The organism is Citricoccus sp. NPDC079358 (genome assembly GCF_040702545.1).
Classification (GTDB): domain Bacteria; phylum Actinomycetota; class Actinomycetes; order Actinomycetales; family Micrococcaceae; genus Citricoccus.
Window position 1 is genome coordinate 277,480 of record NZ_JBFBLI010000001.1, and the last position, 23,616, is coordinate 301,095.

Annotated in this window: 25 protein-coding genes; 15 read left to right on the forward strand and 10 right to left on the reverse strand. The window is 68.8% G+C overall.

From position 1 onward, the window contains the following. Both AB0333_RS01295 and rfbA read right to left on the reverse strand, forming a co-directional pair. Positions 1 to 615: a methyltransferase gene (locus tag AB0333_RS01295; protein ID WP_366216961.1), complete on the reverse strand. Its 615-nt coding sequence runs from the start codon at positions 613 to 615 to the stop codon at positions 1 to 3. A gap of 101 nt (positions 616 to 716) precedes the next feature. Beyond that, positions 717 to 1,619, reverse strand: coding sequence for a glucose-1-phosphate thymidylyltransferase RfbA (rfbA, locus tag AB0333_RS01300; protein ID WP_366216962.1), 903 nt, complete (start codon positions 1,617 to 1,619; stop codon positions 717 to 719). A gap of 211 nt (positions 1,620 to 1,830) precedes the next feature. Here rfbA and alr point away from each other — a divergent pair, with 211 nt between their 5' ends. Further along, positions 1,831 to 3,105, forward strand: coding sequence for an alanine racemase (gene alr / locus AB0333_RS01305; RefSeq protein ID WP_366216963.1), 1,275 nt, complete (start codon positions 1,831 to 1,833; stop codon positions 3,103 to 3,105). Between the two features lie 145 nt (positions 3,106 to 3,250). Beyond that, the gene (locus AB0333_RS01310) at positions 3,251 to 3,934 is read left to right on the forward strand and encodes a tRNA (adenosine(37)-N6)-threonylcarbamoyltransferase complex ATPase subunit type 1 TsaE (protein ID WP_366216964.1); all 684 of its coding nucleotides are present in this window, start codon (positions 3,251 to 3,253) and stop codon (positions 3,932 to 3,934) included. Between the two features lie 63 nt (positions 3,935 to 3,997). Here the strand turns inward: AB0333_RS01310 and AB0333_RS01315 are convergent, their stop codons facing one another. After that, positions 3,998 to 4,381 (reverse strand): Fic family protein, encoded by a 384-nt coding sequence (locus AB0333_RS01315; RefSeq protein WP_366216966.1) that lies wholly within the window; start codon positions 4,379 to 4,381, stop codon positions 3,998 to 4,000. A gap of 110 nt (positions 4,382 to 4,491) precedes the next feature. After that, positions 4,492 to 4,665: a hypothetical protein gene (locus AB0333_RS01320; protein WP_366216967.1), complete on the reverse strand. Its 174-nt coding sequence runs from the start codon at positions 4,663 to 4,665 to the stop codon at positions 4,492 to 4,494. A gap of 160 nt (positions 4,666 to 4,825) precedes the next feature. Between AB0333_RS01320 and AB0333_RS01325 the strand changes: the two genes are divergently transcribed. Continuing rightward, complete coding sequence (locus tag AB0333_RS01325; protein WP_366216968.1) at positions 4,826 to 5,458, forward strand: phosphatase PAP2 family protein; 633 nt, start codon at positions 4,826 to 4,828, stop codon at positions 5,456 to 5,458. 116 nt (positions 5,459 to 5,574) lie between these two features. On the opposite strand, the gene AB0333_RS01330 is transcribed toward AB0333_RS01325, so the two are convergent. Beyond that, complete coding sequence (locus AB0333_RS01330; protein WP_366216969.1) at positions 5,575 to 8,073, reverse strand: calcineurin-like phosphoesterase C-terminal domain-containing protein; 2,499 nt, start codon at positions 8,071 to 8,073, stop codon at positions 5,575 to 5,577. Here AB0333_RS01330 and AB0333_RS01335 point away from each other — a divergent pair. From AB0333_RS01335 to AB0333_RS01350, 4 genes are all read left to right on the forward strand, one after another. Continuing rightward, on the forward strand, positions 8,057 to 8,386 hold the full coding sequence (locus AB0333_RS01335; RefSeq protein ID WP_366216970.1) for a hypothetical protein: 330 nt from the start codon (positions 8,057 to 8,059) through the stop codon (positions 8,384 to 8,386). The genes AB0333_RS01330 and AB0333_RS01335 overlap by 17 nt on opposite strands. A gap of 3 nt (positions 8,387 to 8,389) precedes the next feature. Beyond that, positions 8,390 to 9,202, forward strand: a complete 813-nt coding sequence (locus AB0333_RS01340; protein ID WP_366216971.1) for a nitroreductase family protein — start codon at positions 8,390 to 8,392, stop codon at positions 9,200 to 9,202. 268 nt (positions 9,203 to 9,470) lie between these two features. Continuing rightward, a complete protein-coding gene (locus AB0333_RS01345; RefSeq protein WP_366216972.1) occupies positions 9,471 to 9,962 on the forward strand; it encodes a hypothetical protein in 492 nt (163 codons plus the stop codon). After that, complete coding sequence (locus AB0333_RS01350; RefSeq protein WP_366216973.1) at positions 9,962 to 10,879, forward strand: hypothetical protein; 918 nt, start codon at positions 9,962 to 9,964, stop codon at positions 10,877 to 10,879. Before AB0333_RS01345 ends, AB0333_RS01350 begins: the two co-directional genes overlap by 1 nt. 78 nt (positions 10,880 to 10,957) lie before the next feature. Here the strand turns inward: AB0333_RS01350 and AB0333_RS01355 are convergent, their stop codons facing one another. Further along, a complete protein-coding gene (locus tag AB0333_RS01355; RefSeq protein ID WP_366216975.1) occupies positions 10,958 to 12,361 on the reverse strand; it encodes a hypothetical protein in 1,404 nt (467 codons plus the stop codon). Positions 12,362 to 12,502: 141 nt separating this feature from the next. Between AB0333_RS01355 and AB0333_RS01360 the strand changes: the two genes are divergently transcribed. The 3 genes from AB0333_RS01360 to galE all read left to right on the forward strand — a co-directional run bounded on the left by AB0333_RS01360 (position 12,503) and on the right by galE (position 14,392). After that, positions 12,503 to 12,967 carry a type II toxin-antitoxin system Phd/YefM family antitoxin gene (locus AB0333_RS01360; protein WP_366216976.1) on the forward strand — a complete coding sequence of 155 codons (465 nt, stop codon included), beginning with the start codon at positions 12,503 to 12,505 and terminating at the stop codon, positions 12,965 to 12,967. Next, positions 12,968 to 13,309: a hypothetical protein gene (locus tag AB0333_RS01365; protein ID WP_366216977.1), complete on the forward strand. Its 342-nt coding sequence runs from the start codon at positions 12,968 to 12,970 to the stop codon at positions 13,307 to 13,309. A gap of 105 nt (positions 13,310 to 13,414) precedes the next feature. Beyond that, positions 13,415 to 14,392: a UDP-glucose 4-epimerase GalE gene (galE, locus tag AB0333_RS01370; RefSeq protein WP_366216978.1), complete on the forward strand. Its 978-nt coding sequence runs from the start codon at positions 13,415 to 13,417 to the stop codon at positions 14,390 to 14,392. Positions 14,393 to 14,473: 81 nt separating this feature from the next. Here the strand turns inward: galE and AB0333_RS01375 are convergent, their stop codons facing one another. Continuing rightward, on the reverse strand, positions 14,474 to 15,214 hold the full coding sequence (locus AB0333_RS01375) for an alpha/beta family hydrolase (RefSeq protein WP_366216979.1): 741 nt from the start codon (positions 15,212 to 15,214) through the stop codon (positions 14,474 to 14,476). A 263-nt stretch (positions 15,215 to 15,477) separates the two neighbouring features. Between AB0333_RS01375 and AB0333_RS01380 the strand changes: the two genes are divergently transcribed. Further along, on the forward strand, positions 15,478 to 15,747 hold the full coding sequence (locus tag AB0333_RS01380) for a hypothetical protein (RefSeq protein ID WP_366216980.1): 270 nt from the start codon (positions 15,478 to 15,480) through the stop codon (positions 15,745 to 15,747). A gap of 57 nt (positions 15,748 to 15,804) precedes the next feature. Here the strand turns inward: AB0333_RS01380 and AB0333_RS01385 are convergent, their stop codons facing one another. Together AB0333_RS01385 and AB0333_RS01390 are read right to left on the reverse strand one after the other, a co-directional pair. Beyond that, entirely contained in the window at positions 15,805 to 17,478 is a 1,674-nt protein-coding gene (locus AB0333_RS01385; protein WP_366216982.1) for a helix-turn-helix transcriptional regulator, read from the reverse strand. 77 nt (positions 17,479 to 17,555) lie between these two features. After that, positions 17,556 to 18,767 (reverse strand): NAD(P)/FAD-dependent oxidoreductase, encoded by a 1,212-nt coding sequence (locus AB0333_RS01390; protein ID WP_366216983.1) that lies wholly within the window; start codon positions 18,765 to 18,767, stop codon positions 17,556 to 17,558. A gap of 303 nt (positions 18,768 to 19,070) precedes the next feature. Between AB0333_RS01390 and tsaB the strand changes: the two genes are divergently transcribed. Beyond that, complete coding sequence (gene tsaB / locus AB0333_RS01395; protein ID WP_366216984.1) at positions 19,071 to 19,766, forward strand: tRNA (adenosine(37)-N6)-threonylcarbamoyltransferase complex dimerization subunit type 1 TsaB; 696 nt, start codon at positions 19,071 to 19,073, stop codon at positions 19,764 to 19,766. A 10-nt stretch (positions 19,767 to 19,776) separates the two neighbouring features. Here the strand turns inward: tsaB and AB0333_RS01400 are convergent, their stop codons facing one another. Continuing rightward, positions 19,777 to 21,126 carry an AI-2E family transporter gene (locus AB0333_RS01400; RefSeq protein WP_115931789.1) on the reverse strand — a complete coding sequence of 450 codons (1,350 nt, stop codon included), beginning with the start codon at positions 21,124 to 21,126 and terminating at the stop codon, positions 19,777 to 19,779. Positions 21,127 to 21,260: 134 nt separating this feature from the next. On the opposite strand from AB0333_RS01400, the gene AB0333_RS01405 reads away from it, so the two are divergent. The 3 genes from AB0333_RS01405 to AB0333_RS01415 all read left to right on the forward strand — a co-directional run bounded on the left by AB0333_RS01405 (position 21,261) and on the right by AB0333_RS01415 (position 23,586). Next, the gene (locus tag AB0333_RS01405; protein WP_366216985.1) at positions 21,261 to 21,428 is read left to right on the forward strand and encodes a hypothetical protein; all 168 of its coding nucleotides are present in this window, start codon (positions 21,261 to 21,263) and stop codon (positions 21,426 to 21,428) included. A 107-nt stretch (positions 21,429 to 21,535) separates the two neighbouring features. Continuing rightward, on the forward strand, positions 21,536 to 22,348 hold the full coding sequence (locus AB0333_RS01410; protein ID WP_366216986.1) for a uracil-DNA glycosylase: 813 nt from the start codon (positions 21,536 to 21,538) through the stop codon (positions 22,346 to 22,348). A 224-nt stretch (positions 22,349 to 22,572) separates the two neighbouring features. Next, positions 22,573 to 23,586: a hypothetical protein gene (locus tag AB0333_RS01415; RefSeq protein WP_366216987.1), complete on the forward strand. Its 1,014-nt coding sequence runs from the start codon at positions 22,573 to 22,575 to the stop codon at positions 23,584 to 23,586. The last annotated feature ends 30 nt before the right edge of the window (positions 23,587 to 23,616 follow it).

Genomic DNA, 23,616 nt, shown 5'->3' on the forward strand with positions numbered 1-23,616 from the left:
TCAGCGCGCGAGGCGCACCAGTACGCCGCGGTCGAAGGCGCGGGTCTCGACGACTCTGACGCAACCCTCCGGGCGCTGGGCGGCCTCGGCCGCGATCGTCTCCGCTTGCGCCGTGGTGCCGAGCTGGAGCAGGCCGGAGCCGCCGTTGGCCAGGTGCCGGTCCATGAGTCCCACGCAGGTCCGCGCGAGGTCGAGGCCGTCGTCGCCGCCGTCGATGGCGAGCACCGGATCCTCGGGGAACCGTGAGGTGTCCGCCGAGCGCACCCACGGCGGGTCCGCCACCACCAAGGCGAAGCGCTCGCCCTCCGCCAGGGCGTCTTCCAGCCGGGCCAGGCGGAAGTCGATGCGCTCCTCCAGGCCGTTCGCCGCCGCGTTCTGCCGGGCGAACTCCTCGGCCACGGGGTTCACGTCCACCATGACCAGGCGGCGGTCCGTGTCCCGCACGGCGCCCAAACCGATATGCCCGACGCCGGCGCAGAGTTCCAGCACCGGGCCCGGTGCCGCCTCGGCCAGCAGTTCGGCCGCCCACGCGGACTGCGCCTCGGTCCAGGGCCGTGGCTCGAGCACGCGGTCGTCGAACGAGATGGCCAGTCCGCAGAAGGTCAGGTGTCGCATGACTTTCATTGTGCCGGACCAGCGCGGGCCGTGACGGCCATGGTGTCTCAGGACGTGGAGGACGTTGAGGACGCTGAGGACGCTGAGGAAGTTGAGGACGGTCAGGACGCCGCGCGCAGGCTCAGTTCGGGGATGCTGCGTTCGTTCTCGAGCAGTCCGAGGAGGTACTTGCCGTAGCCGGATTTGAGCAGGGGCTCGGCGACGCGGCGGAGTTGGTCGTCGGTGAGGAAGCCGCGGCGCCAGGCGACTTCTTCGGGAGCGGAGACCTTGAGGCCTTGGCGTTTCTCCACGGTGCGGATGAAGTCGGAGGCGTCGTTGAGGTCGTCGAAGGTGCCGGTGTCCAGCCAGGCGGTGCCGCGGGGCAGGATCGAGACCTGGAGCCGTCCCGCTTCCAGGTAGTGGCGGTTGACGTCGGTGATCTCGAGTTCGCCGCGGGGTGAGGGGGTGAGGTGCCGGGCGATTTCGATGACGTCGTTGTCATAGAAGTACAGGCCGGGCACGGCGTAGTTGGATTTGGGTTCGGCGGGTTTCTCCTCGAGGGAGATGGCGCGGCCGGTCTCATCGAATTCCACGACGCCGTAGGCGGAGGGGTTCTGGACGCGGTAGCCGAAGACGGCGCCGCCCTCGAGGTCCTGGAAGCGTTCGAGTTGTTCGCCCATACCGGAGCCGTAGAAGAGGTTGTCTCCGAGGACCAGGGCTACCGTGTCGTTGCCGATGTGGTGTTCGCCGAGCAGGAAGGCCTGGGCCAGGCCGTCGGGGGAGGGCTGGACGGTGTAGGTGAGGTTGATGCCGAAGCGCGAACCGTCACCGAGCAGGCGGTGGAAGGCGCCGGCGTCGTGCGGGGTGGTGATGATCAGGATGTCCTGGATGCCGGCCAGGATGAGGGTGGACAGCGGGTAGTAGATCATCGGTTTGTCATAGACCGGGACCAGTTGTTTGCTGACGCCGAGCGTGATCGGGTGGAGTCGGGAGCCGGTGCCCCCGGCCAGAATGATGCCCTTCATGGTCTCGAACCTAGGGGCCGATCCCGCCGGGGGTAAGGCGGGTCCGTACTCGTCCCCTACGTGACCGGGCCGCCCGTGCTGGGCGGCTTACTCTCGAGGTCGCCGGTCAGGTGAGTTTCTCCGACTTCTTCTCCGACATCCAGGAAATTGCGCGGTGTGCGGCCCGCCTGCCGGTACCGCGTCCCCGGCGGGTGGAAGAATGGCAGGCACTATGTCGACTGACTACCTGCCCGAGCACCGTCATCCCTTCCGGGACCGCCCCCACCCCGGATCCGGTCCCACCGGCACCTCCAGCACCACGGGGCCACTGAAGCGCAACGGACCGGCCGAGCGCGCCGCCGTCGTGGACCTGGCCGCCATCCGGCACAACGTGGCCACGCTGCGTTCCTGGGTGCAGCCGGCCGCGCTGATGGCCGTGGTCAAGGCGGACGCCTACGGCCACGGCGCCCTGCCCGTGGCCCGTGCGGCGCTGGATGCCGGGGCCACCTGGCTCGGGCTGGCCCATGTCTCCGAGGCCCTCGAGCTGCGGGAGGCCGGCGTCTCCGCGCCCATGCTCGCCTGGCTGCACACCACCGGCACCCCGTTCGGCCGGGCGGTGGAGGAGAACATCGACCTCGGGGCCTCCGGCTGGGAACTCGAGCCGATCGCCGAGGCCGCCCAGCGCCTGGAGCGGCCGGCCCGCGTGCACCTGAAGATCGATACGGGGCTGGGCCGCAACGGGGCCACCGTAGAGGACTGGCCGGCCGTGGTGGCGCGGGCAGCCGAGTTGCAGGACTCGGGACTGATCCGCGTGGTCGGCATCTTCTCCCATCTGGCCGTGGCCGATGAGGAGGACCGCGAGTCCGAGACCGATGAGCAGCTGGAGCTGTTCCACCAGGCCGTCGAGACCGCGCGGGAGGCCGGCGTGGACCCGGACGTGCGGCACATCGCCAACACCCCCGGCATCCTGCACCGCCCCGACTCCCACCTGGACCTCGTCCGCGCGGGCCTCGGGATCTACGGGCTCACCCCCTTCTCCGACCGCCCCGCCGCGGACTTCGACCTGCTTCCCGCCATGACCGTGACCACCACGGTGGCGCAGAACAAGGCAGTGCCCGCCGGCCAGGGGATCTCCTACGGCTACCGCTACCGCACCGCGGCGGCCACGCGCCTGGCGCTCATCCCCCTCGGATACGCGGACGGCATCCCGCGCCCGACGATCGCGGCGCCCGTGGCGATCGGCGGTCAGCGGTATGAGGTGGCCGGGCGGATCGCCATGGACCAGTTCGTGGTGGACCTGAAGACCGACGACCCGGCCGTGGCCCCCGTGGGTGCGTCCGTGGAGCTGTTCGGGCCGGCCTCCGGGATCGCGGCCGACGAGTGGGCCGCCGCCGCCGGCACCATCAACTACGAGCTCGTGACCCGGATCGGGGCCCGGGTGCCGCGGATCCACGTGGACAGCCGGCCCGGCGAAGATGTGGGTGCCCCGACGGGGGAGAGCCGGTGAGGATGCTCACCGCACCCCACACTTTGCGGGCAGAAATTGTGGGTGTGACGGCGCCCCAGCGGCGTCGCGCCGCCGCCTCCTGCACTGTGCGGGCAGAAATCGTGGGTGCGTCGGCAGGGTTGCGGCGACGATCAGGGGAACGGCGATGAAGGATCTGACCGGGGCGGCCTCGCGATGGCCCGAGCCGGTACTGCGGATCGAGGTGGAACTGGACGGGGCCGAGGCGACGCAGACGTGGGCCGCGCGCCTCGCGTCGGCGCTGCGGGCCGGGGATGTGCTGATCCTGACCGGCGAGCTCGGCGCGGGCAAGACGACGTTCACCCAGGGCCTCGGCGCCGGGCTCGGCGTACGCGAGGGCATCATCTCGCCGACCTTCGTGATCTCCCGCATTCACCCCTCGGTGGTGGGGCGTTCTGAGGGCGCTGACGGTTCCGGCGGTGTTGACGGTTCTCGCGGTACCGGCGGCGAGGGGCCGGACCTGGTGCACGTGGACGCCTACCGGTTGGGCTCGGCCGGAGAGCTGTCCGACCTGGACCTGGACGCCACCGTGGACCGCTCGGTCACCGTGGTGGAGTGGGGGCGCGGGGTGGCCGAGTCATTGGCCGGTTGGCCCGACGACCCGGACGCCTCCTGGCTGGACATCGAGCTGATCCGCGCCACCGGCAGCGGCGAGCCGGGCGACGCCGGCAAGCGGGCCGACGCTGAGGCCGGAACCATCATCACCGACTTCTCCGACGAGGACGGCACCGGCGCGGATGAGACGCGCACCGCCGTCGTGCTGGGATATGGGCCCCGCTGGGCGGGGGCAGAGCTGCCGGGCAGCGCTTAATCACTTTGCGGGCAGAAATTCAATTGGGGACTGTAGGGACATCGAAATCATGGCGTCACCCGATCAACGGTCCCCTTGGGGATTGATCGATATGCGCCGCATCTCCTCACCTAGCCAACCTTCAGTGCCGACGCCCTCCGGTACCTTCACGATCTTGTCGAACATTCGACGCAACGGTCCGAGATCTTGTTGATCAGACCCTGCGCGGGCCGCTACATGGTTTTCTTCACCATGGACGGGTCGCCAGTCCAATTGCCAACCTGCTCGCAACGAAACTCGATTCCAGAAAATGCGCTGGGTGCGGCCGTTTCCCTCCCTGAATGGGTGGATGTAGTTGATCTTCTCGTAGTGATAGGCGAGATGCTCCACGAACTTATTTCGGGAAAGTCCAACCAAGTGATCTTGCTCAGCTAGCTCTTCGAAGCAGATTGCGGCGGCTCTCTCCATGAATCGCCAGGGCATGAAAGGGTCAGCGCCAGGAACGTTCGGTCGCAGTCGTTGCTCCGATGCGATTCCGGAGAACCTCGGTCCCCGGAATCAGATACGGGTCGATGAAATCAGGAGAGGCCATACCTTGCACGAACCCGGTCTACAAGCTCGTCCGAGTTGATCTGCCCAGCTACGTATGAGTCCGCGTCGGCGAGAGTGCCCTCAGACACCCTCAATCCTTCGAGTTCAGCGCTGTGAACGGCTTCTTCTACGTGCGTCGCACGTGCGTCAACGAGCGTCATGGCGGCCTCCATTCATTCTCCTCGATTCTACCTGACCAGCCTATGCTCCCTGCGATTCGCAGAACACCTCAGAGCGGATACGGGCGAGCTCACCACCTAAGCGTGCACTACGGGCGCCGACCCGTGCGACAGTTAGCCTGGAGCCGGAGGGGGTGCCACGTTGTCTGAACGAATCGATGTCGCCGGCAGGCCTGACGCGAGCGACGTGTGGCCGCGCAGACGGCTGTACCCCCTGGCGCGTGTCCTGACCGAGGTGCTCAGTCCCTTCACGGTCGTTGCCGCTCTGCTCACCGTGGTCGCCCTGCTGACTGACCCGTGCTGGGTCCGCAGCGCCGTGATCACGGCGGTGCCCATCGCCGTCGTCCCGCAAGGGATCTCCCTGTACCTGACCCACCGCGGCATGGTCAGTGACAAGTTCATCCGCCACCGCCGTCAACGGCATCTGTACTACGCCCTGACCCTGGGGTCCGTGCTCATCGGCACCGTCCTGGTGTTCGTGATCCCCACCAGTATGGAACTCCGTGTGGTCTCGGCCCTCTCGGTCGGGACACTGCTCGCGGTCATGGCCATCAATACCCGGATCAAGATCAGCATCCATGCCCTCATAGCCGCCGTGGCCGCTGTCGTGCTTCCGGCGATGCTCTCGTCCTGGGTGGTGCTGCTCCTGGCCGTCCTGGGCTGGGCCGGCGTCGCCTGGTCACGGGTCTACCTCGACCGCCACCAGATCAGCGATGTGGTGCTCGGTTCTCTCCTCGGCGGACTCGTCGGGGTGCTCTTCCTCGTACTGGTGTGAGGGCGGGTCTGTAGAGGAAACAGCTCCGCCCCCGAGCCGAGTGGCTCGGGGGCGGTGCTGGACCGCGTCAGCGGGTGTGCTGCGTCAGCGGCTTACTTCATCAGCGCATTTCCTCGTTAGTTCTGGGTGTTGTCATAGCGTTCGAGGAAGGCGGAGATCTCGCCGCGGGTGACGGGGTCTGCTGCGTTGAAGTGGCCCTGGGTGTCACCGATGGTGATGCCCTGGGAGGCCAGCCAGGTGATGGCCTCGTAGTGGATGTTGCCGGTGTTCAGGTCCTCGAAGGGGGTGTCCTCCGGGACCGTGTGCTCGGGTGCGTCGAGGCGGTAGAGGAAGGTGGCGAACTCTCCGCGGGTCACCGACTGGTAGGGCTGGAAGGTGTTGTCGGCGTAGCCGAGGGTGATCTCCTCGGCGGCGGCCCAGGTGATCGGATCGTAGAACGAGTTGGCGTCCGTGACGTCCTCGAACGGGCTCTGCTCCGGGGCCTCGAACTCGGGCTTGACGTAGCGGTGGAGGAAGGCCGTGGTCTCGGCACGGGTGACGTCCCGGTACTTGCGGAAGGTGCCGTCCGTGTAGCCGGTGGAGATGCTGTTGCTGGCCATCCACTGCACGGGGGCGTAGAACGCCGAGCCCTCTGGGTTGTCCGAGAAGGTGATCGGCTCCTCCGGCTCCGTGGAGCCCTCGGTGACCTCGAACGTCAGGGACTCGGTGGAGACGTTGCCGTGCACGTCCGTGGCGGTCACCTCTGCGGTGTGCTCGCCGGCCTCCAGGCCCTCGGACAGGGGCAGACGCCACAGGTGGGAAGTGCGGTCCGCCACCGAGCCGCCGTGGACCAGCTGCTCCTGAACGGCCGTCGGGTCCGAGTACTCGGCACCGACGAGCTGCTCTTCACCCTGCATCTGCTGGGTGCGCTCTGCGGCCACGGCCTCGCCGCCATCCACCGAGACCTCCACGGTGGAACCGGTGGCCCCCATGAAGAAGTTGGTGGTCAGCCAGGTGTCCGCCAGGTCGTCCTGGCCCACGGTGAGCGGGTTCTCAAACTCCGGAGCGGCGTCCTCGGAGTCGATGTGCTCCTCGAACCAGCCGCGGTAGGCCGGGGTGTTCAGGCCCACGGACATCTGGTCGGAGCCGTCGTCACCGGTGCGGGTGAAGGACTCGGAGACCTGGTTGCCCTCGATATCCATGGTGAGCACGCCCGGGTAGGCGCCGTCCCGCTGCAGGGCGGTGGGGTAGCCGCCGTCGAGCATCTCGCCCGAGTACCAGTCGCCGGAGATGGCGCCCACCGTCAGGTGCGGGAAGGGCAGCTCGTCCACGTCGAACAGCTCCTTCCAAGAGGCCAGGCTGTCGCCCTCGCGCATGTTCTCGATCGCGTGCACGTGGCCGGCCAACGAGATGGCCTCGCGGCCCTCCAGCAGCTCGTAAATCTCCTTGACCTGGTCAGTCTGGTGCTGCGTGCCGCCCTGGTCCGCGAATCCCAGCAGCGGGATGTGGGCGGCGATCACCACAAGCTTGTCCTCGGGAGTGTTGGCGATGTCCTGGCGCAGCCACTCCATCTGCTCCTCGTCAATGGCCCCGTTGTACTGGGTGTCACCGGAGAAGGGGTACTCCACATTGTTCAGTGCCACGAAGTGGGCATCGCCCACGTCGTAGGAGTAGTACTCGGGGCCGAGGCCCGCACGGTAGGAGTCGAAGGCGTGCTCCTGCTCCGTGGCATCGAAGTCGATGTCATGGTTGCCGGGCAGGAAGCGGGCCGGGCCGTTCATCATCTCGGTCAAGGTGCGGATGCCCGGGTAGAGGGACAGGTCGTCACCGGCCACGTCCCCCACGAACAGGGCGCCGCAGTTCTCGTAGCCCGAACGGGCCGCCAGGTCGGCGAAGGCCCCGGCGCGAGCGTACTCGATCTCCTCCTCGGTGTAGGTCTGCACGTCCCCGCCCACCAGGCACTCCTGGGTGGAGGCGGCGGCGTCCTCGTCCTGCGACAGCGGGAAGTTGACGGCGTCCGGCAGGGGGCCGGTGGGCTCCAGGCCGCCGTACTTGAGCTCGGGGGAGCCCTCGGGCAGGTGGTTGTAGTGGAACTGGGCCACGTTGTCCTCGTCCACGGGCACCTGGTAGCCGGCCGGCTGGGTGACGAACGCGGTCATGTTGTCGAAGGCCGGCAGCTCGTAGGCGCCGTCCTCATCGGTGGTGACCACGTCGCGGCCGTTGGAGACGGTGACGTCGGCGATGCCGGGTTCGTCCTGGTCCTGGGTGGAGTTCTGATTCTGGTCGTCGAAGACCACGCCCTCGAGGATCTCGGGGGTCTCGTTCGTGCCTTCGATGACCTCGACGGCGCCGCGGAAGGCGCTCTCATCCCAGGCGGCGCCGGCCTGCTCGGTCGTCTCCGCGGTTTCCGCAGTAGGGGCCGTCTGCGCGGTCTGGGCGGTCTCGGTCTTCTGGGTAGTGACGGGGCTGGCCGTGACGGGAGTGGCCGCGGCGGCGGTGACGGCCGGGCTCAGCGGGAAGGGCGCTGGGTGCTGCGTGGAGCACAGGCGCGCGGGCCGAGCTCGGCGGGTCGGCGTGTGGCACGATGGGCGTGAAGATCGCCGGCTGACGAGGAGGGCTATGACGCTGGTCCGCACGCTGGTCACGGCAGCCGCCGGCGCCTATGCGGCGAACTGCGCGCTCGGTGCCTCGGTGGCCCTCCGGTGGATCGATACGTCGAGCATCCGCTGGGTCCATCACGGTCTCTACACCGTGACCGTCACGACGACGGCCGTGGCCGCCGTCGTCTGCACAGCGCGGCGGTCTCCGGCCGCCGTCGCCCTGCTTCCCGCCGCACTTCCGTTGGTCCTCTTGCAGCGGCACGGAGCACGGCCCCTGAACCGGCACACCCACGACGCCCTGGCGGCGGCCCCCTGCTACGCCGCCGCGCTCCTACTGGCCTGGAGGTAACCCATGGAACTGCTCGATGCCGTGTTCAACCGGCGCACCACGAACGGGCCGTTCCGGCCGGATCCCGTCAGCCCCGAGCATCAGCAGCTGCTGGTCCGGGCCGCGGCGGCCGCGCCCTCGCAGTTCAACAGCCAGCCGTGGCGGTTCGTGCTCATCGAGGACCGGACCACGATCGAGACGGTGGGCGCCATCAGCGGCCAGAGCATGACCGAGGTGATGGGCGCGGGCACGTTCTTCGACCGGTACAAGAAGTACTTCCGGTTCAGTCAGAAGGAGATGGACGCGGCCCGCAGCGGCATGCTCTTCGACAAGCTGCCCGCCCTGCTGCGTCCCTTCACCTCCCGCGCGTTCACGCCCTCGGGCCAGTCCCTGATGAACCGGCTGCGCGTCCCGCAGACCCTCGGCGAGGAGAACCGCAAGCTGGTCGCCGGGTCTCCCTTGCTAATCGGCGTCATGCTCGAACGCGGTGAGTACCGGCCCGGGGAGCTGTCCGGCTTCTACTCGGTCTTCAGCATGGGGGCCGCGATGGAGAACCTCTGGTTGACCACGGTGGAACTGGGTATGGGCATCCAATTCGTCTCCTTCCCCATGGAGGCACCGCAGCAGTGGGACCGGATCGTGCGGATGCTGCAGGTGCCGGACGAGCTGGAGCTGATGGCGGTCTACCGGCTGGGCTACCTGCCCGAGCGGACCCACCGGCCCGCCATCGACTGGTCCAGCCGGGAGCGCCGGCGCCCGTCCCAGTTCGTCTTCCGCGAGACCTGCGCGGCCCCACAGCAGGGCTGGGACGACGACGTCCGGCCCGGTTCGGCCTGACCCGTCCCGTCCCCGCCCACCTGAGTCTCACGAGTCCCGGCCCAACTGAGTCTCACGAATTGACGGGGGATCCCGTGGATCCGGGGTCATTCGTGCGACTCAGTTGGTGCGGGGCTGCCGCTGATGCAAGAGGCCTGGCGACCGCGATGGGGAGTTCTCCCCATCGCGGTCTGGACGCCCGGTCCGTAACGTGGTTCACGAGGAATTCACCTTCCGGTTCGGCCGCACTCGGCGCTCACGTCATCGGAGGGGAACGGGAGGAGAACGCATGCGGACGCTGACCATGGACCTGCCGGAGGACTGGGTCCGGTACCCGGTAGACGGCTTCCACCTGGTGGCGACCGCCCCCGTGACGGAGTCCGCGGAGCGCATGCTCACGGATGGACTGCAGCCCGGTGGGCCCTTGCCCGAACCCGAACTCGCCCCGAACATCGTGGCCACCACCTATGCCGGTGAGCCGGCCGGCCTCTGCGGCCTGGACCGCCTCTACGTGGTCGAGGACGCCACCTGCACTGTGGGTGGCTATCCCGCACGCCGGATGGACCTGACCCGCTGGACCGGCCGCAACAACATCTTCACCCGACGCTGGCTGGTCCAGGAGGCCCTCGCCGAGGGCCGGGCCACCCTGGAGATCAGCGCCAGCTGCCTCATCAGCGACTACGAGCACTTCACCGCCGTCTTCGACGCGGCCATCGCCAGCGCCCGGTTCGCCCCGGACGAGGTCCCGGCAGAAAGCGCCCCGCTCCGGGCCGTGACCTGATGACGTCCAGTGACCGGCAGGGCCGGTCCGGGCACCCCATCGCGGACATCGAGGCCTTGCAGCGCCACGTCAACGGGGACGAGCGCCGCCAGTCCACCAGCCCGGAGGATCCGGGCCTGCTGCGCAGCAACGACCTCGAGGTCCTGCAGTCCATCCACCACCTCGGCTCGCTCGGCCGCTTCGCCACCCTGCGCAACCGCAGCGCCATCGGACGCCTGGTCCGCGAGGGGTTCCTCACCCTGGACGGCGTGCTGGACACCGCCGGGGAGGACTTCATGGACCCCGTCGCCGCCGCCGAGGACGTCCTGGCCCTGCGCGGCCAGTGCGGGGCCGAACGCACCCTGATGCAGTCCTGGCTCGCCGGTGCCCGGGTCTCCACCGTGTCCGGTGCGCCGGGCGCGGACGTGATGGCCGGCGTCGTGAGCCAGAGCCGTTCCCGGTATGCCGTGGCGCTCGCCGAGCGGGACGCCCTGGCCTCCCAGGTCTGCACGTGGGCCGGGGTGCGCACCGGGCCCGCGCTGCTGGCCGGGGAGCTGCTGGTGGACGAGGACGAGTTCACCGCCCGCGTGGCCGACCCGCTGTACCCCGCGCCGGACGGCTCGCCCGCCGCGCTGGCGGAGCTGTGGGCCGAGCCGTGGTTCGTGTGGGAGTCCACGTCCTCCGCGCTGGGCGTGAACCTGGCCTTCATCAGCACCCAGGGCAACGGCAACTACGTGTTCGGTGCGGATGCGGACGCCTCGCGCGAGGCCGGCCGGCTCGTACTGCGCATCGCTCCCGTCACGGCGCGGGCCGTCTGGGAGACCCTGTGGGTGCTGTCCCACGGCGGCGGTGCAGCCCGGGCCGGGGGAGAGGTGCTGGGCGTGGCCCAGACCGGAACCCACCAGCTGCCGACGCCGGAGATGCCCGCGACCCGCTGACACCGCTTTGCGGGCAGAAATCAGTACTGATTTCTGCCCACAAAGTGTGAGGTGTGAGTGGTGATCAGTGATCAGTGATCAGTGCTCCGGGGCCTCGGGGTGACCGGTGACCACGGCCATCTCCACCGGGGTGACGTCCAGGTCGAACTCGTGGGCGATCTCGCCGGACTCCAAGTCGATCACCACGAGCTGCTGGTTCTCGGCGTCCGTCACGTAGGCCATGGAGTCAGCGACCTTCACGATGGGACCGGGCTGCTGCCACTCCTCCTTCTCCTCCCACGGTTCGATGGCCGGGATCTCGGCGGTGATCTCCCCGGTCTCCTCGTCGATGACGTTGAGCTCGCCGTCGTACGTCAGCACCAGGGCCTCGCCCTCCGGGCCGCGGGCCAGGGAGCGGAACCAGTAGGAGGAGCCCAGGTCCACGGCCTGCAGTGAATCGGCCAGGGTGTCGATCAGCGCGACCTGCGTGGGGCGTTCGAACTCTGCCTCGGCATCGGTCTTCAGGTCACCGAGCATCACCGAGGAGTCCTCGGACCCGGCCAGATTGCCGGTGCGCTGATACTCGGTCTCGGCCGCAACCTTGTGGAACTCGCCGTCGCGGTAGATGACCGGGCCGTCCTCGCAGCCCAGCACCACCACGTCGCCGTTCTCGTTCGGGGCGGCCGCCGCCTCACCGTGCACCCCGGTGCAGTCGGTGGTCTCGGCCAGAACTTCACCGTTCTCACCGTTGTCCGCGGGGCTCTTCACCTGCACGGTGTTCCGCCCCTCCTCAGTGCCCTGCATGGTCAGCAAAGTGCCGTCGATCAGCTGCAGGGCGACACCGTGGTGGGGGTCGTCCGTGGAGGTCGTCTCGGTCCGCGGCTGACCGTCCTTGAGATGCTCGGACGTGAAGGTCTGGATGGATCCGTCGCCGTCCCCGAACAGGGTAGTCAGACCGTGGTGGACCACCACGTGGCCGGCGTAGGGGGCGGCGAACTCGATACCGCTGAGTCCGGGGTCCGATTCGTAGTAATGGAAGTGGTCGCCGTGGCCCTGGGCATCGATGCCCGAGTTGTAGACCTCGAACTGGTCCCCGTTGGAGACCATGACGTGCTGGCCGTCCCCGGCGTTGTTGAGGCGCAGGAAACCGTCCAGCTCCGCCTCGTGAACCACCTCGCCAGTCTCACCATCCAGCGTCACCAGCCCGCCGTCGTGGCTGAGGACCACACGCGGGCTCAGGGTGGGGACCTCGGCGCGGGAGTCCCGCTGCGCGGCGTTGACCGGTTCGTCGGGCTCGCTGACGCTCGTGCCGGAGGAGCCCCCGGCCGTGCCCGACGGCGGCGCCTCACCTCCGCCGGATCCCGCGCCGGGGGCGCAGGCGGACAGTAGCAGGGCGGTGGCCGAGAAGGAGGCGATGGAGCCGAGTCGACGGGTGGTGCGGGTGGCCGCCGGTGCCGAGTCAATAATGGCAGGGGCGGGGTAGGGCGGTAGTGATGAGTTCATGGGAAAGACAGTAAACGCAATTGCGAAGCAATCGCAATAATGTGCGGGAGCATGTGCTGAGTTGATGTGAGCCGATTGCCGCGACAGTGCTCATCTACTGGCCCCCTTGCATATTCTGAATACATTCAGAACAATGAAGGCATGACAGCCGTCCCTCACACTTTCAAGTCCTCGGAGCTTTCCCGCAACAGCGCCGAGGTCTTCCGGGCTGCGGATCTGGAAGGGCGGGTCGAGATCACTCGCCGTGACGGAGAATCGCTCATTCTCTCTCGCAAGTCCTCCTACGCTGGCAATGCTCGGGGCATCGAAGTCGCTTCGGACCTCATCGCCGCATCCCTGGATGAACCGGGGCGGCCGTTCGTAGATCGGCTCCAGGAGCGATTCCCGTGGATGTCCTTCTTGAGTAGCTCGGGCCGGGAACAGTTTGCCGCTGAGATGGTGGCGTCGGCCCGCGCCGGTGCTTCCGTCAGGGACTTCACCTCGTTCTTGCGTGACCTCTACGAATGGCGGGAAACCGCCGCCGGAAGGGCGGCTGGATATACTCCCAATGTCGATTTGGAATGGCTGGATGAGTCAGTCGAGGTCATGGATCCAAGGACCGCCTGAATGGTCAAGGGTAGGGACTCAGTCAGCCGCCCCAACAAGAAATCCGAACACATCATTCGCTTCGGAACGCGGGAAGCGGAGAAAGGCTGGCAGGACTTATTGGCCACCCAACGGAACGCGTTGGTCGATGCATGGGACTTTCTCACGCGGACGCCGCTTGAGCGTTCGCCGACCAACTATCCGCTGCGTGATGATCTGGGAATCGTGGTCCGGCACGGAACCACCTTCGAGCAATGGCAGCACAAGATGTCCGGAGGAGCGCGCCTTTGGTTCTACGTAGACGACCGCACCGTCGTGCTCGTCCAGTGCCATACTCGGCACCCCAACGAGACTAAGACCTGAATCGCCAGCAGTGGTGTCATCACGGCATCACTGTCTGCGGTCCGGCGTGGCTGGTCCCGACCTAGCGCGGCCGCGGTCAGTGGGTGGATTCCGTAAGCTGGCGGTATGACTTGGATGGTGACCGGCGGGGCCGGCTATATCGGCGCGCACGTGGTGGAGGCCTTTCGGGCCGTCGGGATGGACGCCGTGGTGGTGGACAACCTCTCCAGCGGACACCGCGGATTCGTGCCGGAGGACGTCCCGTTCGTCCAGGCCGATCTGAATGACCGAGCCGCGCTGGAAGGCGCGTTCGCCGAGCACGGGGTGGCCGGCGTCGTGCATATTGCCGGGTACAAGTACGCCGGGGAATCTGTGCGGAAGCCGCTGCGCACGTACCGGGACAACGTCACCGGAATGGTGGCCCTGCTGGAGGCGATGGAGGGCGCCGGCGTGGCGAACATGGTGTTCTCCTCCTCCGCCGCGACGTTCGGCACGCCGGACAGTGAGCTGGTGACGGAGGCCAGTGCGACCGTGCCGGAATCGCCCTATGGGGAGACCAAGCTGATCGGCGAGTGGCTGCTGGCTGATCAGGCCCGGGCGGCCGGGCTGCGGCACACCTCGCTGCGGTACTTCAACGTGGTCGGCTCGGGCACCGACCGCATTAGCGACACCAGTCCGCACAACCTGTTCCCGCTTGTCTTCGACGCGCTGGTGGCCGGGAGGACGCCGCGGATCAACGGCGCCGACTACCCGACGCCGGACGGCACCTGCGTGCGCGACTACATCCACGTGGCCGACCTGGCCGAGGCGCACGTGGCGGCGGCGCGACGCCTGGAGGCGGGGGAGCCCGTGGAACCGGTCTACAACCTGGGCTCCGGGGCGGGCACCTCCGTCCGCGAGATCATGGACGCGATGGCGTCGGTGACCGGGATCGACTTCGAGCCCGAGGTGCAGGACCGCCGGCCGGGTGACCCGGCGCGGATCGTGGCCGAGGGGACACTGGCCGCCCGGGACCTGGGCTGGACCACGCGGCATTCCGTGCAGGACATGGTGGCCTCGGCGTGGAGTGCGCGGCAGGCGTGGGAGACACAGCAGACACGGTAAGCGCAGCAGGCGCGGTAAGCACGGCAGGCACGCTCGATCGAATGAAGCAGCCGCTGGCGTTCTAGCGGACGTCTGCCGAGGTCAAGGCCCGGTCTGCGGGTCCGTGGCCGTCGGCTCGGCGTCCCGTGGATCGATGGCCGGCGCCGAGGGAAGGTGCCGGGCAAACCACTCCGACGCCAGTCGGGCAACCTGCTCCAAGGTTCCGGGCTCCTCGAAGAGGTGCGTGGCGCCGCCGACGATCTCCAGGGCGTTCTCGCACTGCAGCTCGGACTGGGCCTTGCGGTTGAACTCGAGTACTTCCTGATCCTCACTGCCGACGATCAGCAGGGTGGGAGCCTCCACCGTGCCCAACCGCCGTTCGGCCAGGTCCGGCCGGCCGCCTCGAGAGACCACGGCACCGACACGGGCACCGGGTTCGGCAGCGGCCCACAGTGCGGCACTGGCCCCGGTGCTCGCTCCGAAGAACCCGACCGGTGAGGACATGCTCTGCGGTTGCCGGTGCACCCACGCCTCGGCCGCCGTGAGGCGTTGGGCGAGCCGGGGTATGTCGAAGGCGTTTCCCCGGTCGGTTTCCTCCTGCGGAGTAAGCAGGTCCAGCAACAAGGTGCCCAGCCCTGCCTCATGCAGGACAGAGGCCACGTATTGATTGCGCTCGCTGTTCCGGCCGCTGCCACTGCCATGGGCGAAGACCACCACAGGAACGTTGACCTGCGGCAGGAAGAAATGGCCCTCGAGCGTCACGTGCGCGGCCGGGATGTGTGCCTCCGTTGAGAGCGAAGGCTGTTCGGATTGCCCCGGAACGCCAGGGGTGGACTGGACCATGATGTGCACCTCTCCCGGGCGCCGCCTGTCCGTGTAGGCCATGACAGGCTCGGGCGTCCATTGTGGTCAATCGCTGTCCCGGCCAGCGTAGGTGCGGCCGAGGCAGCGCGGAAGGTGGGCAGCGCGGACGGCCGGTAATGCGGACCTCCAAAGTCCGCGCGGCCGCCCAGTTGCTGGAGGGGGAAGCGGCCCATGCTGGCACGTCGGCCGCCGATCTGACATGGTTTCCGCATCCGCGACGGTGACCGAGGAAGGACGAGCCCATGAGCATGCCACGCGACGAACAGGGACAACCCGAGGTGAACCCGGACGACGAGAACGCCGACCTGGGATCCGATGGCAGCGGCGAGGTTGACCTCGATCCCGACAATGACAGCGAGGCCGACTACGAGCCGCAGCCAGCCGCCGATATTGAACCGGATCCTGAGAATCTGACGGATGCCGAGAACCGGGTCAAAGCCGGCAACACCGGTGCCGAGTCCACCGGGCCGAACGAGCCGGCCTCGGCTGCGGACGCGGATTCCGAGCACTAAAGTCCGGGGGCGGTTCCCGTAGGCCACCGGCCGCGCCAGGAACACACAGCCTGGTCCTCAGATCTGACCGGTGGAGGAAACCAGGCCGTTGCGGAAGGCATAGGCGGCAGCGGCCGTCCGCGAGGCGACGCCGATCTTGGTGAAGAGGTTGTTCAGGTGGCGGGCGACGGTCTTCTCGCTGATCACCAGTTCTACCGCGATCTGCCGGTTGCTGCTGCCGGCGGCCACGAGGCGCAGGACCTCGACTTCCCGTGGGGTGAGGCCGTCGGGTGTGCCGCGATCGTGGCCTTCCGGGGACTCGCCGACGGGGATGCCGCGGGCGGAATCATCGCGCACGTCCAGCGTTGGGTGGGCCCAGTGCTCGAGGAGGGAGTCGACGCCGGCCACCGCCGGTTCCGCGCCGAGCGACACGAACGCATTCCGGGCGGCCGCGCTCTCATCCAACGCAGAAGCCATATCGCCGACGCCAGCCAAAGCACGGGCCAGGACCACCCGGGACCGAGCGACCTCGAAGGGGCAGGCGACGCCGCCCCAGGCCTGCACGGCCTTACGGGCATAGGGCAGGGCACCGCCCGGATCCCGGCGGGCCAGTTCCACCCCGGCGTGGGCGTCCGCGGCCGCCGCCACGACCGAGGCACACCCGGTCAGCTCGGCGAGGTCATCCAACTCATCGGCGAGGGCGGCTGCCTCGCTGATCAGGGGACCCTCGGGGGCATCCGTGCCGCCCGCGGCCAGCAGGACGTCGAGGGCGGCCGGGATGAGGGAGACCCGTTGCGCCGGCAAAACGGTCTCTGCCATGCACCGGTGGACGGCGCCGAGGGCATCCTCGCCCCGGCCCAGGCTCCACCACAGCAGTGCGAGGCCGGGGTGCGGATCGCAGCCCAGGTCTGCGGCCGTGCGGTAGGCAGCGGCGGCCTCCTCATGCCGGCCCTGCAGGCGCAGCACATCACCCCGATGGCGCTCGGCCCAGCCGGCCGCGATCACGTCCCCGCGCTTCTGGTGGCGCTGCCGCGAATCGGCGAACACCGCCACCGCCTCGTCCCACCTCCCGTGCACGGCCAACACCTGGCCTCGGTGAACCGAGCAGTGGCCGTTGAACAGCTCCAGGCTGGGCGGGGACTGGCACCAGGCGGCCAACGCGGAGGTCCACTCGCACAGCCGGTCCACGGCCCCGATCTCCTGACAGCCCTCGATGGCGGCGCACCACGCCAGCCCGGCGGCCAGCGGTCCTGGTTGACCGGACAGGATCCCGGCCATCACCTCATCCAGTTGTGCCAGTCCGCCCCGGATGTCTCCGGCATAGATCGCTGATCGACCGAGTGCGACCGTGCCCAGCGCGAACAGGTCGGGGTCATGGTGCAAGCGCCCCGCGGCCGTCACGCCGGGGGCGAGCCGAGCCACGGTGGTGAAGTCGCCGGTCATGATGCCGCCGTGCAGTTCGAGGAGGTCGAGGTAGCCGCTGGCCGTGGAGGTGACCTCAGCCTCGGGAGCAAGCTCGTCATACAACCGTCGCGCCTGCCCGGCCCATCCGCTGAAGAGGGCTGGCCGGCAGGTGGTGCCGAAGACCATGGCGAGCGAGAAGGCGACGGAGAACGCCCGGGCGGCATCGCCGTCGTCGTGATAGATCTGGAAGGCGCGCTGCAGGTCCTGGACTGCGCGTTCATAGTCTCCGGCCAGGTGGGCTGCGGTGCCGTGGGCCACCAGGTCGGAAACGGCTGGTTCAGCGGCCATGGGCGGTGCCTCCTGCTCGGGAGGATACCGCCCAGGGTTGCGCGGAGGCACGGGGTGCGGCGCGGCCCGCCGGACCGTTATCGCGCGGCGCGCTGGGGGACGTCGCCGCGGGGCAATCGACGGCGGGCGAGTGGAGTGCCGTGGCGACGGCGGCCGGCGGGTCGGTCCGTCAGCCGCTCGGCGATCCGGTCCGCGATGTACGCTGCGTCCGCACCGACGCCGTGGAAGTTCATGGAGGACATCGACGACTGGAACGCCAACCCGCAGAAGAACACCCCCGGAACGTCCTCGGCGACGCCGCGGTATTCACGCGGCCAGCCGTCCGCGCCCAACACGGGCAGTTCGAGCCACGAGTAGTCGTGGTGGAAACCGGTGGCCCAGATGACAGTCCGGGCGTCCATGGTGCGGCCGTCGGTCAGCAGTGGAGCGCCGTCCGGTGCCCCGCACACCCGGGCCTCGGTGCGCACGACGCCGGCCCCGTCCAGATCCTGCGCCTGGACCCTCAGCCGTGGCGCGCCGTGGTGCAGGACCTCCTCCCGCATGCGCTGCCCGGCGCGGGTGCCGCGGCGGTAGATGCGGGAGTGCTGGAACATGACCGCGGGCATGATCAGGTGGAGCAGCGGACTGTCCCAACTGACGGGGATCTGGCCCAGGTCACGGCCCGCCAGGGTGGTCAGGTGCCCGGACTGGGCGACCTCTAGGGCGATGTCACAGCCCGAGTGGCCGCCGCCGACCACGAGCACCGGGCCCTCGCGCAACTGGCCGGGCCGGCGGTATTGGCTCGAGTGCAACTGCAGGATGGCGGGATCCAGGTCCTGGGCGAACTCCGGAATCCTCGGCAGCTGGCCGAAGGGCCCGGTGGCCAGGACGACCGTGCGGGAGGAGTAGGTGGCCGTGGCGGTCTCGGTGCGGAATCCCTCCGGCGTGCGGGAGAGGCGGCGGACGGGAGAGTCGAGCCGGACCGGGAGGTCGAAGTCCCGGGCGTAGGCCTCCAGCGCGGCGGCCACCTCGTCCTTGGTGGCGAAGCCCCACGGCTGGCCGGGGAAGCCGAGGCCGGGCAGGCGGTTGAACTTGTTGGCGGTGAATAGGGCCAGCGAGTCGTATTGGTGGCGCCAGTGGTCGCCGACCCGGTGGGCGGCGTCGACGACGAGGCAGTCCAGGCCGCGGCGCCGCAGGTGGTAGGCCGTGGACAGTCCGGCCTGGCCGGCGCCGATGATCAGGGCGTCGAACACCTGACTGAGGTCTACTGGGCCGGGTACGGCGGGGAGGGTGGGTTCGGTGGTGGCCATGACGGCCTCCTGGGATGAAGGGTGATCCGGTGGGTGGCGGTCCCGGGGCCGGCATTGGTGCTTGTGCTGTTGCTGGTGCTCGAGGGGCCTTGCTCCACCGGCTGATGACCCCACGGTACGGATCTGGCCGGCCCCCGCGCGTCGGGAGAATGGCCCATTTGCTGGTGACGGGGGCGGTGGTGGGAGATGGGTAGAACTGCCCATCAAGCCGGGAGTGTGTGCTGCGCGGCGGGTTGGCATGTGCACCACGGCGGCCGGTATCCGCGGCCGCTGACTCCGGTAGCCATCCGTAAACTGGACCCCATGCCCGTCCACTCCTCCCGCCCCCTCCTCGCCATCGACGCCTCCGCCACCGCCAGCGTGGCCGTGGTACAGGACGGCGAGGTCCTCGCCCGTTATGCCTCCACCGAGACCAACACGCATGCCGAGGTGCTCACGCCGGCGGTGCGCCGGGTTCTTGCGGAGGCGAACGTGGAGCCGGGCGATCTGCGGGCGGTGGTGGCCGGCGTCGGGCCCGGGCCGTTCACCGGGCTGCGCGCCGGGCTGGTGACGGCGCGCTCGCTCGCGTTCGCGTGGGGGTTGCAGGTGCACGGGGTGATGAGCCTGGACGCGATCGCGCTACCCGCGGCTGAGGAGGCCTTCCGGGCGGGCATTGAAGAGTTCGTGGTGGCCACCGACGCCCGCCGGCGTGAGGTCTACTGGGCCCACTACGCCTCCGTGGGCGGGCAGTTCCAGCGCCTCCACGGGCCCTTCGTCACGGCCCCCGCCGAGGTCACCCCGCTGCCGGCCTACGGTGCCGGGGCCGGGCTGTACCCGGATGCCCTCGCCGCGGTCGCGGGGTTCTCCACCGCCGTGCCCGACGCTGGCTCGCTCGGCCTGGTCGGCGAGCTCGCCCTGCGCCGTGGCCGGGGGATCCTGCCGGTGCAGCCGCTGTACTTGCGCGAATCCGATGCGAAGGTACCGGGCCCCCGCAAGAAGGCCGGCACCGGCGAACGGTAGGCCGCGCCGGTTAGGACTCCTTGGAGGCGGATGAGTCGGACGAGCCGTCTGGACCGGAGGCGTCCGTGGGAGCGGAGGCGTCCGAGTGGCCTGACGCGTCCTGCGAGCCCGGCTCCACCTTCTGCGCAGCGCCGAGTTTCTGGCTGGACGGGCGCTGGCGGCTGATGCGCCAATAGCGCAGCCGTTGCGCCGTGGTGGCCTTTGCGTCTGCGCGGTCTTTCGCATCCAGGGGGTCCTGCCCGAGGACAGGGTCGTCGCCGGCCTGGTAGCGGTTCGACCAGACCTGGATCAGTGTCCACGCCACGGCGGTGTAGGGCACGGCCAGGATGGCGCCGAAGATGCCGCCCACCAGGGTGCCGATGGTCAGGGCCAGCAACACGATCATGGCGTGCAGGCTCAGCGTCCGGCCCATGACCACCGGTTGGAGGAAGTTGCCCTCGATCTGGTTGACCAGGATGACAACGGCCGTCACGATCAGTGCCGTGGTGAGTCCGTTGGTGACCAGGGCAACCAGCGCGGCCATGATGCCGGTGGCGGTGGCCCCGACGATGGGGATGAACGCGCCGATGAAAATGATCACGGCCAACGGCAGGGCCAGCGGCACACCGAGGATCGCCAGGGCGATGCCGATCAGCACGGCGTCCACGAGGGCCACGGTGGCGGTGCCGCGCACGTAGCCGCCGAGCACCTCGGATGAGCGGTCGATGGACTCCGCCAGCTTGGCCCGAGTGCCGCCCTGGAACCAGCGGAGGGAGAAGTTGGTGAACTTCCAGCCGTCCTTGAGCAGGAAGAACAGCACGACGATCATCAGTACCAGGCCGGTGAGGAACTGGCCGGCCGCGGAGATCCCGGTCAGTGTGCTGCTGGCCAGGCCGCTGGCGAAGTTGCCACTGGTGACGAAGTCGGTGACCTGCTGCATGGCGTCGTCGACGACGGAGGCGTCCACCGGCAGGGGTCCGGACGTGACCCAGTCCTGCAGTGCCTGCCAACCTTGCAGGGCCGAGGAGACCAGGGAATCCCACTCGTTGATGACCGCCAGGACAACCCCGGTAATCACCCCTCCGACCACCACCACGATGCCCAGGAAGGCCGTCAGGGTGGCCAGAAGATGGGACCAGCCCTTGCCGACCAGCCACCGCACCAGAGGAGCGACCGCGGAGGCCAGGATCAGGGCCACCAGCGCGGCCAGGACCACGACGCTCACGCGCAGCAGCACCCAGATGATGCCGACGGCCACGGCGGCAATCAGCAACGTCTGACCCGCACGCGCCCCGATCCGCCCCATCGGATCTGACCACGGGCCCGCGCCCGCGCCCGCGCCCTCGGGCCGACGTGGCGCAGATTGCTCCTGTGTGCTCATGCGGACGCTCCTGGTTCAGCGGTTTGGTGTGTGGTCCACCGCCCACTGTAAGTCCGCAGGGCGGCGACTGCAGCGTTGACCTGCCGTTAGCATGTGCACCAAACCGACGACACCACGTCCCGAAGGAGCCACTGATGACGACCACACCAGCCCAGTTTCCCGATCCGGAGGAAGAGGCAGAGGTCCTCGGACAGGGGAGCGCCGCGGAATCGGCCCCTGGCGCGGAGACCGAGACTATTGGTGCCACCGGTGATGCCGAGGCCTCCGAGCACATCGACCGGCTCCGGGAACAGCAGTCCTGACCGGGATCCCGGGCGGCGGCGCCCCTCCCGGTGGAGACCTTCCCCTGGGCGGTGGCTTGCCCCCACCGCTGCCGCACCCGCTGACGGGCCAGTCGTTCGCCTCGCCCGTGCCACCCGGTACCGGGTGGCCGGAGGACCCCGCGGGGCCTACGACGCCGGCCGCCACCTCGGCTGCACAGGTCCGGAGGCTGGCGGGCACGGCTCAGTCCCTGGCCGACGTCGACGCCCGGGTCTCCGTGTGCCGCGCCTGCCCGCGGTTGGTGGACTGGCGGGAATCGGTGGCGGTGGGCAAGCGGAAGGCGTTTCTCGGTGAGCCCTATTGGGGACGGCCCGTGCCGTCCCTGGGGGACTCGGAGCCGCGCGTGCTCGTCGTCGGGCTCGCCCCGGCTGCTCACGGAGGGAACCGCACCGGCCGGATGTTCACGGGCGACCGCTCGGGGGACTGGATCCACGCCGCCCTGTACCGGGCCGGCTATGCCGTACGGCCGACTTCGGTGTCCGCCGGGGACGGGCAGCGGCTCAGGGGCGTCCGCATGGTGGCCCCGGTGCACTGCGCGCCGCCGGACAACAAGCCGACGCCGGCCGAGCGAGCTGCCTGCGGTCCCTGGCTGGACCGTGAACTGCAGTTGGTGGACTCGGTCGAATCGATCCTGGTGCTGGGCGGGATCGGCTGGCAGTCGCTGCATGCCGCGGCGCTGCGCGTGGGCTGGAGCGTGCCGCGGCCCCGGGCGAAGTTCGGCCACGGGGCGCAGACGGTGTTCACGGTGCCGAGCGGTCGCGCTGGCGATGGCACCGGCGCCGTCAGCGCCGGCCGTCCGAGGGAGGTGCGCGTGGTCGGCTGCTACCACGTCTCCCAGCAGAACACCTTCACCGGGCGGTTGACGGAGCAGATGCTGGACGAGGTCATCGATCTGCTCTGACGCCTGCGTGCAACCGCCCCGATGCCCACTGCCCCTTGGGGGGTAACGGTCCCGATGCCCACTGCCCGCTGGAGTTATGAGCACGATCGCCGAAGGGTTCATCGGCGATTCTCGACGTCGGGCGTGCTCGTGACGTGGCTCTTGACTGGGTTCATGACCCGGCTAGTCACTCGGCCTGTGGATAACTTCTGCAGGGGCGGGCAGAATGCCCAACGCTGGTGTCCATGGACTGGAGGAACGAAGCCGACTCGACCGCGGTCGGCGAAGGTGCAGCCAAGCAGGACTCGGCTCGAGGCGCCGTGCCCAAGACGGTGTTCACCGCCGAGGAAGCTCGTGCATCTGGGATGACCGAGTACCAGCTGCGGCACCGGTGGTTGGTGGTGCCTACGCCGGGTATCAGGCTCTGGAACCTCGGAGACCCTCCGTGGCGCGAGGTGGTCGAAGCGGTGTCGTCATTGACCGGGGACCATTATCTGAGCCACTCGACAGCGGCGCGACTGTGGGGCCTGTGGTTGCCGCACCACCTGGAGGAGGATTGGCCGATTCACGTCACGGGCCGCAAAGGGGAATCCGGGGCCAGGCGTCGACCTGGAATCCAGGGGCATAAGGCCGAGTTGGATGACGAGGACGTGGTGGAGTTTGACGGACTGCGGCTCACGACACCGGAACGGACCTGGTTGGATCTCGCCACGCAGATCAAGGATCCGGTGTGGCTGGTCGCCGCCGGGGATGCGCTGCTGCAGAGAAGCAATGGTCCCGCCCGGCCGGCCGGGGTCTTGGGGGAGAACCCGCTGTGCACCCTGGCCGAGGTGGATGCAGTGCTGGTGCGCCGCCGTCGCACCAAGGGCATCAATGCCGCCCGCCAAGCGAGGGCATTGATCCGTGAAGGCGTGGACTCGCCTGCCGAGACCCTGCTTCGGCTGATCATCGTTGATGCCGGGCTGCCCGAGCCCGTGGTGAACCAGGAGGTCTGGCTTTCACCGACCCTGAAGAGACGGCCAGATCTGCACTATCCCCAGTGGCGGATCGCTATCCAGTACGACGGACGCGGTCACGGGGAGTCCGCCCAGTTGAATAGCGACATCAAGCGAGACAGCGACTTCACAGACCACGGCTGGGAATCGGTCAAGGCTGCTGATGACGTCTATCGCAGCGACGGTGCACGGCAGTTCCTGGAACGCCTACGCCGGGCCATCCACCGTCAGACACGAGTTGCGAGCACGGTCACCGTCGTCTGAATCGGCGATTCTCGACGTCGGGCGTGATCA

Excerpts from the sequence above, each read along its gene's own strand:
- AB0333_RS01295 (WP_366216961.1), bottom strand. The coding sequence starts at position 615 with ATGCGACACCTGACCTTCTGCGGACTGGCCATCTCGTTCGACGACCGC.
- rfbA (WP_366216962.1), bottom strand. The coding sequence starts at position 1,619 with ATGAAGGGCATCATTCTGGCCGGGGGCACCGGCTCCCGACTCCACCCG.
- alr (WP_366216963.1), top strand. The coding sequence starts at position 1,831 with ATGTCGACTGACTACCTGCCCGAGCACCGTCATCCCTTCCGGGACCGC.
- AB0333_RS01310 (WP_366216964.1), top strand. The coding sequence starts at position 3,251 with ATGAAGGATCTGACCGGGGCGGCCTCGCGATGGCCCGAGCCGGTACTG.
- AB0333_RS01315 (WP_366216966.1), bottom strand. The coding sequence starts at position 4,381 with ATGGAGAGAGCCGCCGCAATCTGCTTCGAAGAGCTAGCTGAGCAAGAT.
- AB0333_RS01320 (WP_366216967.1), bottom strand. The coding sequence starts at position 4,665 with ATGACGCTCGTTGACGCACGTGCGACGCACGTAGAAGAAGCCGTTCAC.
- AB0333_RS01335 (WP_366216970.1), top strand. The coding sequence starts at position 8,057 with ATGACGCTGGTCCGCACGCTGGTCACGGCAGCCGCCGGCGCCTATGCG.
- AB0333_RS01340 (WP_366216971.1), top strand. The coding sequence starts at position 8,390 with ATGGAACTGCTCGATGCCGTGTTCAACCGGCGCACCACGAACGGGCCG.
- AB0333_RS01345 (WP_366216972.1), top strand. The coding sequence starts at position 9,471 with ATGCGGACGCTGACCATGGACCTGCCGGAGGACTGGGTCCGGTACCCG.
- AB0333_RS01350 (WP_366216973.1), top strand. The coding sequence starts at position 9,962 with ATGACGTCCAGTGACCGGCAGGGCCGGTCCGGGCACCCCATCGCGGAC.
- AB0333_RS01355 (WP_366216975.1), bottom strand. The coding sequence starts at position 12,361 with ATGAACTCATCACTACCGCCCTACCCCGCCCCTGCCATTATTGACTCG.
- AB0333_RS01360 (WP_366216976.1), top strand. The coding sequence starts at position 12,503 with ATGACAGCCGTCCCTCACACTTTCAAGTCCTCGGAGCTTTCCCGCAAC.
- AB0333_RS01365 (WP_366216977.1), top strand. The coding sequence starts at position 12,968 with ATGGTCAAGGGTAGGGACTCAGTCAGCCGCCCCAACAAGAAATCCGAA.
- galE (WP_366216978.1), top strand. The coding sequence starts at position 13,415 with ATGACTTGGATGGTGACCGGCGGGGCCGGCTATATCGGCGCGCACGTG.
- AB0333_RS01375 (WP_366216979.1), bottom strand. The coding sequence starts at position 15,214 with ATGGTCCAGTCCACCCCTGGCGTTCCGGGGCAATCCGAACAGCCTTCG.
- AB0333_RS01380 (WP_366216980.1), top strand. The coding sequence starts at position 15,478 with ATGAGCATGCCACGCGACGAACAGGGACAACCCGAGGTGAACCCGGAC.
- AB0333_RS01385 (WP_366216982.1), bottom strand. The coding sequence starts at position 17,478 with ATGGCCGCTGAACCAGCCGTTTCCGACCTGGTGGCCCACGGCACCGCA.
- AB0333_RS01390 (WP_366216983.1), bottom strand. The coding sequence starts at position 18,767 with ATGGCCACCACCGAACCCACCCTCCCCGCCGTACCCGGCCCAGTAGAC.
- tsaB (WP_366216984.1), top strand. The coding sequence starts at position 19,071 with ATGCCCGTCCACTCCTCCCGCCCCCTCCTCGCCATCGACGCCTCCGCC.
- AB0333_RS01400 (WP_115931789.1), bottom strand. The coding sequence starts at position 21,126 with ATGAGCACACAGGAGCAATCTGCGCCACGTCGGCCCGAGGGCGCGGGC.
- AB0333_RS01405 (WP_366216985.1), top strand. The coding sequence starts at position 21,261 with ATGACGACCACACCAGCCCAGTTTCCCGATCCGGAGGAAGAGGCAGAG.
- AB0333_RS01415 (WP_366216987.1), top strand. The coding sequence starts at position 22,573 with ATGGACTGGAGGAACGAAGCCGACTCGACCGCGGTCGGCGAAGGTGCA.